At 71.9% G+C, this 19,198-nt stretch carries 13 protein-coding genes; 2 read left to right on the top strand and 11 right to left on the bottom strand.

Going from position 1 to position 19,198, the window contains the following annotated elements; all coding sequences use genetic code 11:
* The first annotated feature begins 139 nt into the window (after window positions 1-139).
* Window positions 140-2,953, top strand: coding sequence for a M4 family metallopeptidase (locus tag ACZ6BG_RS27185; protein ID WP_469006055.1), 2,814 nt, complete (start codon window positions 140-142; stop codon window positions 2,951-2,953).
* Between the two features lie 116 nt (window positions 2,954-3,069).
* Here the strand turns inward: ACZ6BG_RS27185 and ACZ6BG_RS27190 are convergent, their stop codons facing one another.
* The 11 genes from ACZ6BG_RS27190 to ACZ6BG_RS27240 all read right to left on the bottom strand — a co-directional run bounded on the left by ACZ6BG_RS27190 (window position 3,070) and on the right by ACZ6BG_RS27240 (window position 17,583).
* Window positions 3,070-4,740 carry a dipeptide ABC transporter ATP-binding protein gene (locus ACZ6BG_RS27190; RefSeq protein ID WP_469006058.1) on the bottom strand — a complete coding sequence of 557 codons (1,671 nt, stop codon included), beginning with the start codon at window positions 4,738-4,740 and terminating at the stop codon, window positions 3,070-3,072.
* Window positions 4,737-5,729 carry an ABC transporter permease gene (locus ACZ6BG_RS27195; protein WP_469006061.1) on the bottom strand — a complete coding sequence of 331 codons (993 nt, stop codon included), beginning with the start codon at window positions 5,727-5,729 and terminating at the stop codon, window positions 4,737-4,739. The genes ACZ6BG_RS27190 and ACZ6BG_RS27195 overlap by 4 nt, the downstream gene beginning before the upstream one ends.
* 3 nt (window positions 5,730-5,732) lie before the next feature.
* Window positions 5,733-7,505, bottom strand: coding sequence for an ABC transporter substrate-binding protein (locus tag ACZ6BG_RS27200; protein WP_469006063.1), 1,773 nt, complete (start codon window positions 7,503-7,505; stop codon window positions 5,733-5,735).
* Between the two features lie 65 nt (window positions 7,506-7,570).
* On the bottom strand, window positions 7,571-8,527 hold the full coding sequence (locus ACZ6BG_RS27205) for an ABC transporter permease (protein ID WP_469006066.1): 957 nt from the start codon (window positions 8,525-8,527) through the stop codon (window positions 7,571-7,573).
* A 420-nt stretch (window positions 8,528-8,947) separates the two neighbouring features.
* The gene (locus ACZ6BG_RS27210) at window positions 8,948-10,033 is read right to left on the bottom strand and encodes a S1 family peptidase (protein ID WP_469006068.1); all 1,086 of its coding nucleotides are present in this window, start codon (window positions 10,031-10,033) and stop codon (window positions 8,948-8,950) included.
* A gap of 426 nt (window positions 10,034-10,459) precedes the next feature.
* Window positions 10,460-11,359: a S1 family peptidase gene (locus tag ACZ6BG_RS27215; protein ID WP_469006070.1), complete on the bottom strand. Its 900-nt coding sequence runs from the start codon at window positions 11,357-11,359 to the stop codon at window positions 10,460-10,462.
* Window positions 11,360-11,601: 242 nt separating this feature from the next.
* Complete coding sequence (locus ACZ6BG_RS27220) at window positions 11,602-12,405, bottom strand: DUF1684 domain-containing protein (RefSeq protein WP_469006073.1); 804 nt, start codon at window positions 12,403-12,405, stop codon at window positions 11,602-11,604.
* Window positions 12,406-12,420: 15 nt separating this feature from the next.
* Window positions 12,421-13,785 carry an NtaA/DmoA family FMN-dependent monooxygenase gene (locus tag ACZ6BG_RS27225; RefSeq protein ID WP_469006075.1) on the bottom strand — a complete coding sequence of 455 codons (1,365 nt, stop codon included), beginning with the start codon at window positions 13,783-13,785 and terminating at the stop codon, window positions 12,421-12,423.
* Window positions 13,782-14,864, bottom strand: a complete 1,083-nt coding sequence (locus ACZ6BG_RS27230) for an LLM class flavin-dependent oxidoreductase (RefSeq protein ID WP_469006077.1) — start codon at window positions 14,862-14,864, stop codon at window positions 13,782-13,784. The genes ACZ6BG_RS27225 and ACZ6BG_RS27230 overlap by 4 nt, the downstream gene beginning before the upstream one ends.
* Before the next feature lie 107 nt (window positions 14,865-14,971).
* The gene (locus ACZ6BG_RS27235; protein ID WP_469006079.1) at window positions 14,972-16,723 is read right to left on the bottom strand and encodes an FAD/NAD(P)-binding protein; all 1,752 of its coding nucleotides are present in this window, start codon (window positions 16,721-16,723) and stop codon (window positions 14,972-14,974) included.
* A complete protein-coding gene (locus ACZ6BG_RS27240) occupies window positions 16,720-17,583 on the bottom strand; it encodes an amino acid ABC transporter permease (RefSeq protein ID WP_469006081.1) in 864 nt (287 codons plus the stop codon). Before ACZ6BG_RS27240 ends, ACZ6BG_RS27235 begins: the two co-directional genes overlap by 4 nt.
* A gap of 600 nt (window positions 17,584-18,183) precedes the next feature.
* Here ACZ6BG_RS27240 and ACZ6BG_RS27245 point away from each other — a divergent pair.
* A complete protein-coding gene (locus ACZ6BG_RS27245) occupies window positions 18,184-19,143 on the top strand; it encodes an ABC transporter substrate-binding protein (RefSeq protein ID WP_469006083.1) in 960 nt (319 codons plus the stop codon).
* Window positions 19,144-19,198 lie beyond the last annotated feature (55 nt).

Consider the following 19,198-nt stretch of genomic DNA (forward strand, 5'->3'; position numbering starts at 1 on the left):
GTCTCACCCCGCCCCACGACGCACACAAGTGTGCGGCCCCACTTGTGACCAGTCGTTATTCCTTGATCAACATGCGGGCAACGACTTCCATGAGCACGGCAAGTACACGGTGCGCTCTTTTCTGCGCGTGGAGGGGAACTTGAGAAGCTCACGCAGACGGACACGAATAACGGGGAGCGCGGCGCTGCTCGGCGCCGCGGCACTGCTCGCCTCCGGAGTCCCGGCGGCACAGGCCGCTCCGGCGGCTCCCGAGGGCCCGGCCACCGAGGTCGTCCCCGGCAAGGGCACGGCGACCCCGGCCCTGGTCGACGGGATCGCCGAGGCCGCCAAGGACTCGGGCAGCCCGGCCGACGCGGCCCGCGGCCACCTCGCGGCCAAGAAGGGCCGCTACGGAATCCCGGACCCGCGACAGGACCTGAGCACCGAGTCGACGCTGCGGCACGGCGACGGCGAGACCGTGCGCTTCCAGCAGAAGCACCGGGGCGTGCCGGTCCTCGGCGGCCAGTATCTGGTGCGGATGGAGAAGAAGGACGGCGAGCGGGTCGTCACCGGCACCTCCGGCAAGTACTTCACCGGCCTCGCGGTCGGCACGAAGGCCGAGGTCGCGGAGCGGACGGCCGTCGAGCGCGCCGTGGCCGCGACCGCCTCCGGGGACGGCCGGACGGGCAGCCTGACCAAGCTGGCCCCCAAGTCCCGCAAGGCTGGTAGCACCGAGGGCAAGGCCGCGAATGGCTCCAAGGACGGCGGCGGCGACGTCCTCTCCGGCGCCTCCCACGGCCTGGTCGTCCTGCCCCAGGGCGAGGGCCTTCTGACGTACCACGTCACCGTCTCCGGCAGCGATCCGGCGACCGGCGCCCCGGTGAAGCAGGAGGTGTACGTCGACGCGGCGTCCGGCTTCCCCGTACTCCAGTACTCGGCGATCCAGACCATCGACGGCCCCGGCGACGGCTTCCCCGGCGCCAAGGGCAGCGGCGTCAGGCTCGACGGCAAGAAGGTCGCCCTCGACGTCGCGCACGACGCCACGTCGGACTCGTACCAGCTCCGGGACCACCGCCACCAGTGGGACGGCAGCAAGAACGCCCTGACCACCTGGGACGCGCGAGGTGTCGACGCCAACGACGCGTCGGGACGCTGGCCGCAGGGGATCACCGAATTCGCCTCCAAGACCAAGGAGTTCGGCAAGGAGGCGACCGACTCGGGCGCGGTCGACGCGCACTGGGCGGCCGGGCAGGTCCACGAGTACTACAAGAAGAAGCACGGCCGTGACAGCCTCGACGGCAAGGGCATGGCCATCAACTCCCTGGTGGGCGTGACCGACGGAGGCTTCCCGTTCGTCAACGCCTACTGGGACGGCCAGAAGATGGTGTACGGCGGCGGCGACGAGGAGTTCAAGCCGCTCTCCGCCGATCTGGACGTGGTCGGCCACGAGATGACGCACGGCGTCGTCGAGCACACCGCGGGCCTGGTCTACGTCGGCCAGTCCGGCGCCCTGAACGAGGCCATCGCCGACTACTTCGGCAACGCCATCGACGTGAACGCCTCGAAGACGCCGATGGACGACCCGAAGGCCGGGCTCATCGGCGAGGACCTGTGCCGCACCCAGTCCCCCGCCGACTGCGCCCTGCGCGACCTGGGCGACGGCCGCACCACCGCGAAGGACTTCCTCGGCGTCACCATCGGCACCGACAGCGGCGGCGTGCACCTCAACTCGACGATCGTCTCCGGCGCGCTGTGGGACATCCGTGAGGACCTGGGCGCCGCCCTCGCCGACAGGATCGTCTACAAGGCGCTCGCGGAGTACCTGACGCCGCTCGACGGCTACACCGACGCCCGCAACGCCGTGGTCGCCGCGGCCAAGGACCTCGGCGTCAAGGGCGCGAAACTGCGCACCGTGCACCGCTCGTTCGACGCGCACGGCATCACCAAGGGCTGGGAGAAGGCCATCGGCGCCGACTCCGAGAAGCTCCTCGGCGACCTGAACGCCACCCGGGTCGGCGGCAGGCTGCCGAACACCGGCGCGGGCGCGGGCGGCGGCTGGTGGGCCGCGTCGAAGTCCGACGACGAGGGGCAGGAGGCCTTCTCCGTGTACGCGGGCCGCACCGACGGCACCGGCACACCGAAGCTGCTCAGCCCCAACGACGGGCGCTACCACGTCTATCCGGACACCGACGGCAAGCGCGCGGTGTGGGTGGCGTACGGGCCGACCAGCGTGGAGATCCTGTCCCGGCCCCTGACCGGCGGCCCGGTGAAGAAGCTGTGGTCGGCGGGCACCACCGTCGCCAACGTGCGCATCTCCGACGGCAACGTCACCTGGCAGGAGTCCAGCCCGCACGGCCAGCAGCGGGTGGCCTATCTGCGCCCCGGTGACCGGGAGCCGGTGTTCGTCGACGGCGGCCGCTACGACGTGGTGACCGCGCTGCCCACCATCAGCGGTGACAAGCTCGGCTACGCCAAGGTGTACACCGACAAGGACGGGCAGCAGCAGGTCTCCACGGAGATCACGGACGTGCGCACCGGCAAGCAGACGCTGGTCCCGGCCAAGGGCGGCCTCCTCGGCGTCGCCACCCCGGCGATCAACGGCAAGTACCTGTACTGGCTGGTCGACGACATCGCCGACGACAACCGCATGGCCCTGCGGCGCGCGAAGCTCGACGGCACCGGCCTGACCGACATCGTGCCCGAGGACTCCAAGGACTCCTACTTCTGGAACGTGGACGCCTCCGACTCGGCGCTCACGCTCACCCAGTGGCAGCCCCAGCGGGGCTGGAGCAACGGGAACCTCACCAAGCTGGTGCAGACCGACCTGGACGGCAAGGGCCTCAAGCGGGTCTCCTGCAACCGGGGCGAGCAGACCGGCCACGCGGCCGACACCGGCAGGCGCGTGGTGTGGATCGACGGCACCACCGGCCACACGGACCTGGTGACCCGGGCCCGCCCGGCGGGCACCTGCTGACCCCCGGACACACGCACGACGGTGCCCCGTCCACCTCACCGGGTGGGCGGGGCACCGCCTTCGGGGAACCCGGTCCGCCGCCCCGCCTCCTCCAGGGGGCGGCGGACCGGGGTGGCTCAGACCATGGCGGCGAGCAGGTCGCGCGTGTACGCGGCGCTCGGCCGCTCGAAGACCTCGTCGCGGGTCCCGGTCTCGACGATCTCGCCGCCGCGCAGCACGGCGACGCGGTCGCAGAAGTGCCGCACGACGGCCAGGTCGTGGGAGACGAAGAGCAGCGAGAGGCCGAGCTCGTCCCGCAGGTCCATCAGCAGGTTCAGGACCTGTGCCTGCACGGACACGTCGAGGGCGGACACCGGTTCGTCGGCGATGATCAGCCGGGGCCGCGGGGCGAGCGCGCGGGCGATGCCGACGCGCTGGCGCTGGCCGCCGGAGAACTCGTGCGGGTAGCGGTCCAGGTCGGCGGCGGACAGGCCGACCTGCTCCAGGAGTTCGGCCGCGCGCTCCCGGCGCTCGGCGGCACCGGCCCGGGTGTGCACCCGCAGCGGTGTGGTGACGATCTGTTCGACGGTACGACGCGGGTTCAGCGAGGCGTAGGGGTCCTGGAAGACCAGCTGCACCTCGCGGCTCAGCTCCCGGCGCAGCGCGGTGTCCCCGGCGGCGCCGGAGATGTCCCGGCCGTCGAAGCGCACCTCGCCCGCCGTGGGCCGCTGGAGCCCGGCGAGCACCCGGGCGGTGGTGGACTTCCCCGACCCGGACTCGCCGACCAGGCCGAGGGTCTCGCCCTCACGCACGTGCAGGGTGACGCCGCGCACGGCCCGGGCGGGCTCGCGGCGGCGGCCGAGCAGGGTGCGGCCGCCGCCGAACTCCACGTGCAGGCCGGTGACCTCGGCGAGGGGGCGGCCCGTCGTGGCGCTGGGCGCGCGGGGCGTGGTGCGCGGCTTCGGTTCGGGTTCGTCGACCGTCGGCAGGCGGGTGCCGGGGTCGCTGGTCAGGGTGGGGGCGGCGCCGATCAGGGCGCGGGTGTAGGGGTGTTCGGGCGCGGTGAGGACCCGCCGGGTCGGCCCCTGTTCCAGGAGGTGGCCGCCGCGCATGACGAGCACGCGGTCGGTGGCGTGCGCGACGACGCCCACGTCATGGGTGACCAGGACGACGGCCGTGCCGTGCTCGTGCCGCAACTCGTCCAGCAGGTCGAGCACTTGGCGCTGGACGCGGGCGTCGAGGGCGGTGGTGGGCTCGTCGGCGACGAGCACGTCCGGGCTGTTGATCAGCGCCATGGCGATCATCACGCGCTGCCGCATGCCGCCGGAGAACTGGTGTGGATAGTCCCGGGCGCGGGCGGCGGGGATGCCGACCCGCTCCAGCATGTCGGCGGCGCGGTCGCGGGCCTCGGCGCGGGAGGCGGCCCGGTGGTGGATCCGGTAGGCCTCGGCGAGCTGCGCGCCCACCCCGTGGAAGGGGGACAGCGCGGCGAGGGCGTCCTGGAAGACCATCGCGACCCGGTTGCCGCGCAGCGGCCGCAGCGCGCCCTCGTCCGCCCCGACGATCTCGGTGCCGCCGACCTCGATGCTCCCGGCGACCCGGGTCCGCGCCGGGTCGTGCAGGCCCAGCGCGGCGAGGCCCACGGTGGACTTGCCGGAGCCCGACTCCCCCACCAGGCCGACGACTTCGCCCCGCGCCAGGTCGAAGGTGACGCCCTCGACGGCCATGACGGTGCCGCGCGTACCCGTGAAGGTGACGCTCAGGTCCCGTACGCGCAGCACGGGCCATTCCTTGCCGGAGCCGCTCACGCGAGCCTCACTCTCGGATCGAGCCAGGCCACCACGAGGTCGGCCAGGGCGACGAACACCACCACGAAGAACGCGGCGAGCAGCACGGTGCCGACGACGGTGGGCAGGTCGTTCTGCACCACGGCGTCCACCGCGAGCTTGCCGACGCCGCTGAGCCCGAACACGGTCTCGGTGATGAACGCGCCGCCGAGCAGCGCGCCCACCTCCAGGCCGAGGAGCTGCACCAGCGGCGCGGCGGCCCCGCGCGAGGTGTACTTCAGGTGGGCTCGCAGCGGGCCGAGTCCCTTGCCGCGCGCCGTGCGCACATACCCCTCGTGCATGACCTCCAGCATCTGGGCGCGGGAGAGCCGGGCGAACACGGCGGCGTTGACGAAGCCGAGGACCAGGCACGGCAGGAGCAGTCCCGCGGCCCAGGCACCGATGTCGTCGCCGGGTGAGGTGTAGCCGGGCAGCGCGAACCAGCCCGTCCGGTAGACGAGGAGGTACTGCAGGGCGTAGCCGAGGAAGTAGATCTGCACGCTGGCGCCGACCAGCGTGAAGCCGGACAGGAGCCGGTCGGTGAGGCGGCCCCGGCGCAGCGCGGAGAGGAAGCCCGCGCCGATCCCGAAGACGACGATCACCGCGAGCGCGCCGCCCGCGAGCGAAAGGGTGACGGGGAAGCGGCTGGTGATGGCGGCGCGCACCGGCTCGTGCAGCGCGTAGGAGTAGCCGAGGCAGGGCGCGTCGCAGGCGATCGGGGTGCCGTCGACGTCGTTGATGGTGCGGCCCGCGACCAGGCCGCGCACATAGTCGGCGTACTGCGCGACGATCGGCTGGTCCAGGCCCATGGAGTCGCGGACCGCCGCGGTCTGGGAGGCGTCGCACTTGGGTCCGCAGGCGATGGCGGCCGGGTCGGAGGGGGCGGCGTAGAAGAGCGCGAAGGCGGTCGCGGAGATCGCGAGGAGCACCACGGCCGCCTGCAGCGCCCGTCGGGTGAGGTATCCGAGCATGGGTCAGGACTTCTTCAGGTACAGCCAGGCCGGGCTGATGGTGCCGTAGATCGGGTGGATGAAGGCGCCGCCGACGTCGGCGCCGCGCACCTGCTGGACGCGCTGGTGCAGGAACGGCACCAGCGGCACGTCCTTCATGATCGTGTCCTGTTCGAGGGCGATGAGCGCCTTGGCCTTCTTGGTGGCGTCGCCGATCCCGGCGATGCGGTCGAGTTCCCTGTCGACGGCCGGGTTCTTGTACCGCGGGTCGTTGTCGAGGGTGTCGCGGCGGCTGTCGAAGCGGTACGGGACGCCGGTGGCCGGGGTCGGCCAGTCCACGGACGAGGTGGACATCCACAGGTCGTACTTGGGTTCGGCGCCGCGCAGGACCTCGTTGGTGTAGGCGGGCAGCGGCATCGGCTTGGTGACGAGTTCGATGCCGGCCTTGGCGAAGGCGTCCACGAGGACCTGGGCCAGGCGGTCGTTGACGGCGTTGGACTCGTAGGCGTAGCTGAGGCTCTTGACCGGCTTCTTGGCCTTGGCCAGGTGCTCCTTGGCCTTCTTGATGTCGCCGGTGGGCGCCACCGGGTGGGTGTCGTACGGATGCCAGCCGACGATGGCGGGCGAGGAGTAGGTGGTGGCGATGTCGCCGACGCGCGGGCCGCCGAGGGCCTGGCGGGCCTGCTGGCGCGGGAGGAGGTAGTGGATGGCCTTGCGGACCTCCAGGTCGGCGACCCGGTCGTTGCGGATCACCAGGTGCGAGCTGAACGCGCCGCGTCGGCCGTCGACGACCAGGGCCTTCTTCTTCGGGTCGCGGTTGGCCTCGCCGATCAGCTCGGGCGGGAACTCGTTCTTGGTGGTGACGGTGGCCGCGCCGTCGCCGCGCCCGTTGAGGATCTCCTGGGCGGTGTTGAGTTCCTTCTTCTCGAAGGTGAACTCGAACTTGTCGGCGTACTGGTGGCGGATCGGATCGGTGTCCGCCTTCCAGTGCGGGTTCTTCGCCAGGGTCAGGGACTGGTTCTGCTTGTGCTCGACGATCCGGTAGGGACCGGTCGCGAACGGCTTGAGGTCGTAGGCGGCGCCGGTGTCCTTGTCGGGGCGCACCGGTGACGAGGAGGACTGCGCGGCCATGAACGGCACGTCGGACTGCGTCTTGTGGAAGCGGAAGACGATGGTCTTGTCGTCGGGCGTCTCGATGCGGTCGAAGTCGCCGTCCTTCTCGGGGCCGCCGTAGACCTTGCGGGCCTGCGCGAGGTCGGACGTGCCGGTCAGCCACTGCGGCCAGTACGACGGGCCGACCTCGAAGCCGGGCGCGAAGGTGCGCTCGATGCCGTACTTGACGTGCTTGGAGGTGATCGGCTTGCCGTCCTGCCAGGCGATGCCGTCCTTGAGCTTGTACGTCCAGGTGCGGCCGCCGTCGGAGGGCTTGCCGGTGTCGGTGGCGAGGTCGCCGACGAGCTTCGGCTTGCCGTCGACGATCTGGTACTGGGTGAGCTGGCGGCCCCACAGGAGCGAGGTGTTGTAGGCCTCGCCCGCGTAGATCTTCTGCGGGTCCAGGTGGGCGTAGTCGCGCAGGTTGGCGACGCGGATGGTGCCGCCCTCGCGGGCGCCCGCGACGGCCGGGGCGGGGCCCGCGCTGTCCTTCGCGCTGCCGACCCCGGCGATCAGGTCGCCCTCCTCGCGGGGCCCCGCCGCGTCCGCCTTCGACCCGGCCCCGGCCGAGCAGGAGCACAGCACGAGCATGGCGGAGGCGGCGGCGACGAAGGGGACCGCGGTGCGCGAACTGATCCTGGGCATGGTGGAACTCCCTTGCGGGTGGGGCGGGTGGGGCGGGTGGAGGGTGACGCGCGGACGCGTCGGGGTCAGCGGCGGGTACGGGGGTCGAGCGCGTCCCGTACGGAGTCGCCGAGCAGGTTGAAGGCGAGGACGAAGAGCAGGATCGTCACGCCGGGGAAGACCATGTAGGTCGGGTCGTCGTAGAAGACCTCGGAGCCGCGGGCGATCATCCGCCCCCAGTCGGGGATCGGCTCGCTGATGCCGACGCCGAGGAAGGACAGCGCGGCCTCGGCGGTGACGATGCCGGGCAGGGCGATGGTGATGTGCACGAGCACCGGCGCCCACACGTTGGGCAGCAGTTCGCGCAGCACGATGTGGCGGCGGGACGCGCCCACGGCCCGGGCCGCCTCCACGAACTCCCGTGTCCGCAGGGACCGGACGGTGGTGCGGAGCACCATCGCCAGCGGCACCCAGCCGAACGCCGCGAAGATCACCACGAGCACGGTGAACTGCATCCAGGCGGGTTCGTTCTCGCCCGGGTCCACGAAGCGGGTCTGCACGATCGGGCTGAGCGCGAGGAAGAGCAGCAGCGTGGGGAAGGCGAGGAGCACGTCGCAGACGAAGGTGAAGACGCGGTCGGCGAGCCCGCTCAGATAGCCGACGGTCACACCGAGCACGACTCCGAGGACCGCGATCACGAGGACCGCGGCGCCCGCGACCAGCAGTGAGGTGCGGATGCCGTACAGGAGCTGCGTGAACACGTCCCGGCCGAGGCCCGGTTCGAGGCCGAACCAGAAGTCGCCGGACATGCCGCCGCCCGGCAGCACCGGCAGGCCTTCCGGGCTGAGCAGTCCGGGTTCGTTCTGGCCGTAGTGCTCGGTGGGGTTCTTGCCGTACGCGGCGGCGACGAGCGGCGCGGCGAGGGCGAGCAGCGCGAACAGGGCCACCACACACAGCGCGGCGAGGCCGAGCCGGTCTCGGCGGAAGGCGCCGACGGCCGCGGCGAGCGGGCCGCGGGACCCTGGGTGTGGCGCGTCGGCCATGCTGCCCAACTCCTGATGACGTGCGGACGCGGAGGTTTCCCGCGTCGAGGTGCGCATCATTAGAGCCAGCGAAGCGGAGCCTTTGCAAATCCCCCACAGAAAGCATTTCGGGAATGCTTCGGAGATTTACAGGGGCGCAACATTTCGAGCCCCCATAAGGGTATGAATTCGGGCATATCGCCGCATTGAGATCTGCGCCACAGACCCTCATCACGGAAGGTCACACAGCCATTCGACCTTGCTTAGGAAGGTCATCTAGGCGCATGACCTCCGCATCACCGGTCAATCTACGCGCGTCACCCCTTGAGAATTCAGGGATCCCGAATTCTTCAACCTGCCTTCTTAACCCTCTCGGAAAACGCCGAAGGGCCCCGGAAACCGAAAGGTTTCCGGGGCCCTTCGCCGTGCTCGAACCAGGCGTCAGCCGATTTCCGCCCCGAAGGCCTCGAGGGCCTCGGGCACCGGCTGGAAGAACGTCTCGCCGCCGGAGCTGCAGTCACCGCTGCCGCCGGACGTCAGGCCGAGGGCCGTGTCGCCCGCGAACAGCGCGCCGCCGCTGTCGCCGGGCTCCGCGCACACGTCGGTCTGGATGAGGCCGTTCACGATGTCGCCGTTGCCGTAGTTCACGGTGGCGTCCAGGCCCGTGACCTTCCCGTCGTGCAGCTGCGTGGTGGAACCGCTGCGCTGCACCTCCTGGCCGACGGTCGCGGCCCCGGCCTTGGTGATCTTCTGCGTACTGCCGTTGTAGAGGTTCACCTCGCTCGGGTGCGCGGTGTCGCCGGAGTACTTGACGATGCCGTAGTCGTTGTCGGGGAAGCTGGAGCCCACGTTCTCACCGATGGCCGGGCCGCCCTGCTCCTCGGACCAGCTCTTGACGGCCTCGGTGCAGTGCCCCGCGGTCAGGAAGTGCGGGGCACCGTCCTTGACCACGTTGAAGCCGAGCGAGCAGCGGCTGCTGCCGCCGAAGATGGCGTCGCCACCGGCGATGAAGGGCTTGAACTCTCCCTTGGAGTGCTTCAGTTCGGCCTTCTCACCGAGGCCCTCGACGACCGACGTCAGCTTCTTCAGGTCGGCGCCCTTGACCGTGCGGTCCACGGTGACGACGACCTTGTTGGTGGCCGGGTCGGTGGCCCACGAGCTGCCGGGGACCGAGGCCTTGTCGGTGAGCGTGGTGCGGGCGCCCTTGAGCTCGGCGAGGGAGTTCTCGACGAGTCTGGCCTTGGCGCCGGCGGACTCGACGGCGTCCTTGGCGTTGTCGTCGAGGACGTTCACGACGAGGTTCTTGGCCTGCGCGTCGTAGTACGTCCCCGCGGTGTCGGCGCCCAGCTCCTTGTCGAGCGAGGAGGCGAGCTTTCCGGCCTTCGCGATGGACAGCGTGTCCGGCTTCGGGGTGGGGGTGTCCTCACTCGCGTTCGCAGTCTGGAAGGTGACGGCCGCGCCGATCAGAGCGACGACACCCGCGCCTGCCATGGCGGCACGGCGCTTGGGTATGCGGCGGTGCTTCAACTCGCGTCCTCCTGTGGGGGGTCGGTCCGCTCCGGTGTGGGGACCTCGGCGGCCGAGAGGCGTACGCGCATGGCGGGCTGACGATGGGAAAGCCGCGTCCATGCCAATGGGACGCGGCCCACTATTCCCAGCGGGCGAGGTCGCACACAAGGCCTACTTCCGGACGCACGCGTTCCAACGCCCCCGCGCTCCGGCCCTGTTGACCGTCCGTGGTCTCACCACGTCGGTTCCCGCTGCAAACACCGCGTGCGAGCGGTGGTCGGCAGCGGGTGAGGACTAGTCCTGTCCGGTTCTCGACGCTCGATGGCCGGGCGCGGGCGGCGCGGAGGCAGCGAAGAGCCCCCGCCCAGGAGTGGGGCGGGGGCTCAACGGCCGCTGACCGTACGGGGAACGGAGACCGCCTGCCGTACGGGACGGAGGTGGGCGTCAGTACACGCTCACGTTGTACGCGCGCAGGGCCTCGGTGACCGGCTGGAAGAACGTCGTACCGCCGGAGGAGCAGTTGCCGCTGCCGCCGGACGTCAGGCCGAGCGCCGTGGAACCGGAGTAGAGCGGGCCGCCGCTGTCGCCGGGCTCGGCGCAGACGGTCGTCCGGATCATGCCGTACACGATGTCGCCGTTGCCGTAGTTCACCGTGGCGTTCAGGCCCGTGACGCGGCCGGAGTGGGTGCCGGTGGTGGAGCCGCGGCGTGTCACGCTCTGGTTGACGGTCGGGTCGGCGGCGCGGGTGATGTCCTGGCTGCCCACGGTGCCGGACTTGGTGATCGAGTTGTTCGTGTACCGCACGATGCCGTAGTCGTTCGTCGGGAAGCTGGAGCCGTGCGTGCTGCCGAGCACGGTGGTCTTCGCCGAGTTGGCCCACCAGGTGCCCGCGCCGTCGGTGCAGTGGCCCGCGGTGAGGAAGTAGTAGGTGCTGCCGCTGCGGACGTTGAAGCCGAGCGAGCAGCGCCAACTGGTGGCGTACGTGGCGTCGCCGCCGGAGATGTACTTCTGGAACTTGCCCGGCGTCCGCTCGATCTTCAGGGCGCCGGCCTTGTCGCCCGCGGCCTGCTTCAGCGAGGCGATCTCGGCCTTGGAGACCGTGCTGTCGGCGGTGACCACGACCTGCTTGGTCTTGGGGTCGACGTTCCAGGCGGTGCCCGCGACGTCCGCCTTCAGGACGGCGTCGCTGGCCGCCGTCAGCTCGGAGGCGCTGTAGCCGCGGGACTCGTCCGCGCTGGCGGCGGGCACGGCGAGGGCGGCCGCGGCCACGAGCCCGGTCGCGACGGCGACCGTGCGGGAGTGTCTCGATATACCGCTGCGGGGGGTGGTGCGCTTGATCCTCACTGCTGGTTCCTCCCGAGGGAAGTCAGGGGGCCCATGTGGGTTGGGGGCCCGTGAGGCGCGGTCGAAGGACCGGTGGATTCCGGTTACACCGTGTCCCTGACAAGCGCTGCTCGGGAGTATTGGGGCCGCCGTGACACCACACAAGGGGTGCCTTTCGGCCGGGGCGGCCGATACACGACGACCGGCCCCGGCGGTGTCGCGGATGCGGCACACCACCGGGGCTCTGGGTCATCGGCGTCCTGTCAGACGTAATCGCGACGGGAAAGGTTCCGTTCCCCGGCGGCGATCTCGGCGGTGAGGGTGTTGCCCGGGGGCGGGAAGGGGCAGATGAAGTGGTCGGCGAAGGCGCACGGCGGCAGCAGCGACCGGTTGAAGTCGACGCTCGTACGGCCCTGTTCGTCGGGCGCGGCGGGCCGCAGGAACCGGAACCGGTAGCTGGAGACACCGCTGGTCCCGTCCGCGAACACCGCCCACAGCGAGCCGTCGCCCTGGACGCTCACCTGCAGCGTGTGCTCCCGCCCTGCCAGCGTGAAGGCGAGTTCACCGCCGAGCCCGAGCCCCCGCTCCACGCCGTCCGCGTTCCCGACGCGCACGGTGCGGTCCCGCTCGTACGGCGTGAAGCGGCCCTCGACCACGAAGCCCGGGTCGTACGCGGTGACGTCGATGCCGGTGAAGGCGCCCCGCGCGGCCGCGCCCGGGTCGAAGTCGCGCACCGCCCAGAGCCCTTCGCGGCGCAGCACCACCAGGCGCCGCTCGCCGAGCCCGAGCCGGGCGGCGGCGACGGGGCCGGGGTCGGGCGCCAGGCGGGCCGTACCGGCGAAGGGCTGCCCGTCGAGGGTGAGTCCGTCGTCCGCCGCGGCCGTCAGGACGAGGTCGTCGCCGTCCTCGGCCCAGTGCCCGGGCAGCCCGGGCAGGGCGCCTTCGGGGTGGTCGGCGAGCCAGTGCGTGCCGGTGAGGGCCAGCGGGCCGTAGGGCGCGGAGACGGTGGCCGTGCGCAGTTCGTGCCACTCCTTGAAGTCCCGCAGTGTGTCTTCGGTCGTGCTCATGGTGTGCAACCCTTCTCAAGCCTTCCACGCGGGCTCGGGCAGCCCGAGGTGTGAGCGCAGCGTCGCGCCCTCGTATTCCGTGCGGTACGCGCCGCGCTCCTGGAGCAGCGGCACCACCTGTTCGACGAACTCGTCGAGCCCTCCCGGCGTCAGGTGCGGGACGAGGATGAAGCCGTCGGCCGCGCCCGTCCTGACGAACTCCTCCAGTTGCTCGGCGACGGCGGCGGGCGTGCCGATGAAGGACTGCCGGGACGTCGTCTCGATGACGGTCTGGTGCAGGGACAGGCCCTTGGCGCGGGACAGGGCCCGCCACTTCTCGGCGACGGCGAGGGGGTCGCCGACCCGGACGCGGCCCTGGACGAGGGTGGAGTGCGGGTCCGGGTCGATGTCGGGCAGCGGCCCGTCGGGGTCGTAGGCGGACAGGTCGACCCCCCACACCTGTTCCGCGGCGAGCAGGGCGTTCTGCGGCGACACCTGCTGGCGGCGGATCTCGATGGCGCGCTCCTGGGCCTCGGTGGCGGTGTCCCCGAGGACGAGGGTGACGCCGGGCATGATCTTCAGGTCGTCCGGGGCGCGCCCGTACGCCGCGAGCCGCCCCTTCACGTCGGCGTAGAAGGCGCGGCCCGCCTCCAGGGTGCCGTGCCGGGTGAAGACGACGTCGGCCGAGGACGCGGCGAACTCCCGGCCCTCGGGCGAGTCCCCGGCCTGGATCACCACGGGGTGGCCCTGCGGCGGGCGCGGCAGGCCGAACTCCCCGGCAATGTCGAAGTGCCGGCCGCGGTGCGCGAACGGCCGCGGCTCGCCGACGGACCCGTCGGGCCCGTCGGGGGTCCAGGAGTCCCACAGCTCCCGCGCGGTGGCGACGAACTCGGTGGCTCGGGTGTAGGGGGTGCCCCCTGTTCGAGCGGAGCCGAGAGCTTGGGAGAGGCCGGCGTGGTCGAGGAAGCCGCCGCGGCGGAAGTTCTCGCCGGTGAAGGCGTCGGAGGAGGTGACGACGTTCCACGCGGCGCGGCCGCCGCTCAGATGGTCCAGGGAGGCGAGGCGCCGGGCCAGTTCGTAGGGCTCGTTGAAGGTGGCGTTGACGGTGGCGGCCAGGCCGAGGTGTTCGGTGACGGCGGCGAGCGCGGCGAGCACGGTGAGGGACTCGGGCCGTCCGACCACGTCCAGGTCGTGCACGCGCCCCTTGTGCTCGCGCAGCCGCAGCCCCTCCGCCAGGAAGAAGAAGTCGAAGAGCCCGCGTTCGGCGGTGCGCGCCAGATGCGTGAAGGAGGAGAACTCGATCTGGGAGCGGGAGCGGGGGTCCGCCCACACGGTGGTGTTGTTGACGCCGGGGAAGTGGGCGGCGAGGTGGATCTGTCTCGGTGTCGTACGAGGCGTCATGACGGGTCCCCCGCGAGTGCGGCGTAGCGGTTGGCGGGCCGGGGCAGGCCCAGGTGCTCCCGGAGCGTGGCGCCCGGGTAGAACGTGCGGAACACACCCCGGTGCTGGAGCAACGACACGGTGCCGTTGACCAGGCGCTCCAGGTCGCGGCGCGGCTCGACGGGGGTGAGGTGGAAGCCGTCGACGGCGCCCGCCTCGTGCCAGCCGGCGATGAGGTCGGCGAGGTCGACGGGGCCGCCGCGGTACAGCGGGCCCTCGGCGGTGGGCAGCGGGCCGCCCCCGTGTCCGGGCTGCGCCGCGTGCTCGCCGCCGCCGAGGTCGACGACCAGCGCGGCCAGCACCCGCAACTGCCCCGGTGGGCGGCCGAGTTCGGCGGCACGGCGGTGCAGCGCGGCGCGGGCGGCGCCCGTCTGCTCGGGGCTCGCGGCCCGCACCAGGGCGACGTCCGCGTGCCGGGCGGCGGTCTCGCGGGCGTGGCCGTCGGTCGCGTCGACGACGACCACCGGGTTGCCCTGCGGCGGGCGCGGCACGATCGAGGGGCCGCGCACGGAGAAGGTGCCGCCCTCGAAGTCGACGTAGTGCAGCTTGTCCCGGTCGATGAAGCGCCCGGTCGCCACGTCCCGGATCTCGGCGTCGTCCTCCCAGCTGTCCCACAACCGCCGGGCCACGTCCGCGACTTCACCGGCCTCGCGCCACAGCGCCTCCGCGGGCGCGGCCCGGCGCCGCCCGAACAGCCGCGCCTCGGCCTCGGTGGCCGACACGTCGACGGCCCAGCCGGCCCGGCCGTGGCTCACCCAGTCGAGGGTGGCCACGGCGGCCTGCACGTGGAAGGGCTCGGTGTGCGTGGTCGTCACGGTCGGCACCAGGCCGACGCGGCCGGTGACCGGGGCGATCCGGGAGAGCACGGCGAGCGCGTCGGGCCCGTGCCGGGCGAAGGAGTCCCCGAGCGTGACGAAGTCCAGGGCGCCGCGCTCGGCGAGCAGCGCGAGCTCGGCGTACGGGGCGGCGGCGTAGGCGCCCGGCTGGTCGATGGCGGCGGCGAGGTGCAGGGGGCCGCGGCACGCGGCTGATGCGGTCATGAGGAGCGAACCTCTCTCGACGAGTACCGGCCGCGAGGGGGCCGGTGGAGCAAACAGGCACAGACAGCACAGACAGACGCGACAGGTACGGGAGCAGCCGGGGCCGCTCATCGCGCCGGGTCCGTGAGGAAGGTGAGGACGGCGCGCGCCGTGGCGTCGTTCTGCCGGAACGAGGGGCTGTTGGTGCGGGGCCGGGTGAAGGCGCCCGCGCCCCGGGCGTCGGTGTGCGGGCCGAGCGCGAAGCGGCGCGGGTGCGGGGTGCCGGAGTGGTCGCGGACGCGGCCGTCGGCGGGGTCGACGGCCAGCAGACCGTCGGGGGTCTCGGCGACGCCCTCCGCGTGCAGCGCGCGCAGCAGGGGGTCGCGGGTGCGGGCGAGCGTCGGCTGCGGCAGCCGCGCCTCGACCAGGGCGCGGGCCGCGACACTCGCCCCGGGCACGGTCGCGCCGCGCGCCCGGAACTCTCCCCCGCTCGCCGCCACCGTCATCCCCGCGCCGAGGAACCGCACCACCCCGGCCCGCGACAGCGCGAGCAGTTGCCGCAGCCTCGGCCCTGGCGGCCCGGAGGCGAGGTAGCTGAAGTAGCCGTGCCACCACGGCCCGATGTCGCCGAGCCGCACCAACTGCCCGTACACGAACAGCAGTCCGAGGAAGACGGCCAGGTCGGGGCTGTGCGCGGGGTCGTGGCGGCGGGTGAGGTCGGCGGTGATGTAGGCCCTGATGCCGTCCTGGAGTCCGTCGTACGAAGGGTGGCGGACGCCGTCCAGGGGGTGGTCGATGGCGCGCAGGTCGAGGCGGTCGGCCGGGTCGGGAACGGCGGCGGAGACGAGGGCGGCCAGCTCGGGGCTGCCGGGCGGGCAGACCGCGTACTTCTCGTCGAAGTCCGGCCAGGCCATGGCGGTGCGCTCGGTGTGGGCGGTGAACAGGCGGTGGTAGTGGGCGAAGCCCAGTTCCTTCTCGATCAGCGGCCACACGTCGCGGGCGAAGTCGTAGCCGTCGGGGCGCGCGAGCAGCTCGTCGATCTGCGCCGGGCCCAGGTAGCGCGGCAGCGGCGGCCGTTCGCCGTCGTCCCAGGTGTAGCCGAGCTTGGCGTGGTAGGGCACGCCGCGCCGCGATCCGACGTACAGGACGGGCTCGCGTCCCGACGGCAGATAGGTGTCGCCCTCGTACCGCCCGCCGCGCCCCTCGGTCAGGAGCACCATCAGGTCGACGAAGGCCAGGCCGAAGCCCCGGACCAGGACGGGCTCGCCCGCTTTGAGGGCGCTCAGGTCGGTGTCGGCGGTGAAGTCGGGCGGCAGGTGCACCAGGCCGTGGCGGCGGGCGTAGCGGGACAGGCGCTGCTGTTCGTGGTCGGGTTCGGCGTCGAGGTGGCCCTGGGCGAGGACGACCAGGTCGGCGGGCAGGGGGCGGTCGGTGCCTTCGAGCCACACCTCCTGGCGGCCGTCCGGTGGACCGGTCAGGCGCAGGGCGCGGCGGGCGTGGTGGTGGACGGTGATGCCGGGCGGCAGGGCGGCCACCGCCTTCTCGTACACCCAGCGCAGATAGGCGCCTTGGGTGCGGCGGTCGGCGAAGACGTGTCCGTCGACGCCCGCCCACTCGTGCAGGGCGGGTCCGGGGAGCACGGGCCCGGCCGTCTCCACCGTGTCGTCGGTGAACATCGTGACGTCCCGCGCGTGCGAGTTCATCCACAGCAGCGGCGACTGCTCCGCCCGCCAGATCCGTCCCGGGCCGGGCGGGTAGGGGTCGACGAGGTGGATGTCGAGGCGCGCACTCCCGTACAGCTCGGGCGCGTTGGCGGCGATGCGCTCGATGATGCCGGTGGCGCGGGGGCCCGCGCCGACGATGACCAGGGCGGGGTTCATCGGGCCCGCTCCGAGCCGCGCGCGTAGTGCCGCTCCACGTAGTACTGGCCGACGCTGAGCAGCGAGGTCACGACGACGTACCAGAGCGTGGCGACGAGCAGGAGCGGGATGACCTGGTAGGTGCGGTGGTAGACGAGTTGCACGGAGTAGAGCAGGTCCTGGACGGCGATGACGCTGACGATCGAGGTGCCCTTGAGGGTGCCGATCAGCATGTTCCCGGCCGGGGGCACGATGGAGCGCATGGCCTGCGGAAGCACCACGCGCCGGAACCGCCGCCACCGCCCGAGCCCGAGCGACTGCGCGGCCTCCACCTGGCCCCGGTCCACGGAGAGGATGCCGCCGCGCACGACCTCGGCGGCGTACGCGGCCTCGTGCAGCGTGAGCCCGATGACGGCGATGGTGACGGGCCCGAGCAGATCCACGGTCTTGACGCCGAACAGCGTCGGATAGAGCGCGCCGATGTTGAACCAGAACAGCAGCTGCACCAGGATCGGCATCGACCGGAAGAACCAGACGTAGCCCCAACTGACCGATCTCAGCACGGGGTTGGCGGAGAGACGACCGAGGGCCAGCAGGGTGCCGAGCGCGAAGCCGAGCGCCATCACCACCCCGGTCAGCCACAGGGTGAGCCAGAGTCCGCGCAGCACGGACGCGGAGGTGAAGTAGTCACCGACGACGTCCCACTGGAAGGCGTCGTTGCGGGCGACGGACCGGGCGACGAGCGCGAGGGCGATGAGGACGACGGCGGCGGCGATCCACTGGCCGACGCGGGGCCGCGCCACGACGGGCAGGTCGGCGGGGTCGTCCGTGGGCGGGTCCGGCGGGCGGACGTCGACTTTGGCGAGGGTGTCGGATGACATGGGAAGGCTTTCGTCAGGACGAGCAGGACGACAGGACGAGTGCCGCCTTCACATGGGTCGCGCCGGGGCGCGGCCGGACACGGACCGAGCCCCTCAGCAAGGGTCCGCCTCTTGAGACTACGGGGCGCTTCGCGCCTGCTGTCAAGGCTGTCCAGGAGCAGCGCGGAACCCTGTCCAGAATATGAGCCGTACGTCTCAGGTCAGTTGACGCAGAAACGGATGCCTGTTCCACTTGTGCTCATGCATCCACAGCAGTGGCTGGTCAGGCGCTCCCACATCGACTTCGGTCGCGTGTGGTCCGCGTCTTGTTGATGCACTGTTGATGCACTTCTGAGCCGACCCGTCCCGCCCCCGCGCCCGGGCCCACCGCCCCGCGCGTTCCACGATGCGGACATCCGTCTCGGCTTTCTCTGAACTCCCGTGCGCTTTCGCGCCGTTGCTTCGCCTTCACACGCGTACCTCTACGCGACCCCCTCCCCTCGCACGACCTGCATCGCGTCACGCCGCACCGCGTCACGCCGCACCGCGTCACGCCTCGCCTCACTTCGCCCCACGTCACGCACCGCATCACATCGCACCGGAGCCGGAGACCACCACGTCATGCGCACACCCCTGCCCTCCCGCCGCCTCACCACGGCCTTCGCCCTGCTCACCGCCGCCACCCTGACGCTCACGGCGTGCGGCTCCGGTGACTCCTCGACCGCCGCGGGCGGCGCCGCCCCCGCGGGCAAGAGCGGCGAGCTCCCGACGACGGACGTGGTGTCGTCCATCGCCAAGAACGACGAGGCGGCACGGCTGCTCCCGGCGGACGTGCGCGCCCGCGGCACCCTCAGGATCGCCACCAGCGTCGGCGGCACCCCGCCCGGCTCGGCCTATCTGCCGGACGGCAAGACCGTCGTGGGCCAGGACATCGACTTCGCGAACGCCGTCGCCAAGGTCCTCGGCCTGCGCCTGAAACGCGAGACCGCGAGCTTCGAGGCGATCCTGCCGTCCCTGGACAGCGGCAAGTACGACCTGGGGACGGGCAACTTCGGCGTCACCGACGAACGGCGCAGGACCATCGACTTCGTCACGTACATCAACGACGGCCAGGGCTTCGCCGTCCGTGCCGACAGCAAGCTGAAGAAGATCACGGACTTCGCGCAGTTGTGCGGCCTGAACGTGGCGACCGGCGCGGGCACCACCTTCGAGGTGACCCTGGAGGACAACAAGCACGTCTGCGCCGACGCGGGCAAGAAGCCGTACAGCGTGAAGACCTACACCGAGCCGGGTGCGATCTGGCCCTCGCTCCAGCAGGGCCGCAGCGATGTGGTGATGTCGACGATCAACGGCCTGCGGTACGCGGTCGAGCAGCAGGAGGGCCTGAAGTTCCTGGGCGAGTTCCACCGCCTGGACGTGGGCTTCGCCTTCAAGAAGGGCACGAAGCTGGCGCCCGCGTTCCAGGCCGCGGTCAACCGCCTCATCGAGGACGGGACGTACGACCGCATCCTGAAGAAGTGGGGCACGCGGGCCTCGGCGATCGACGAGTCACGGATCTCACCACCGGAGATCAAGGACTGACGACACGTCACCCGCGGCGGCCCGGGCCCCGGCCTCACCGCGACCCGGGCCCCGC

Source organism: Streptomyces sp. NPDC041205 (assembly GCF_055591765.1).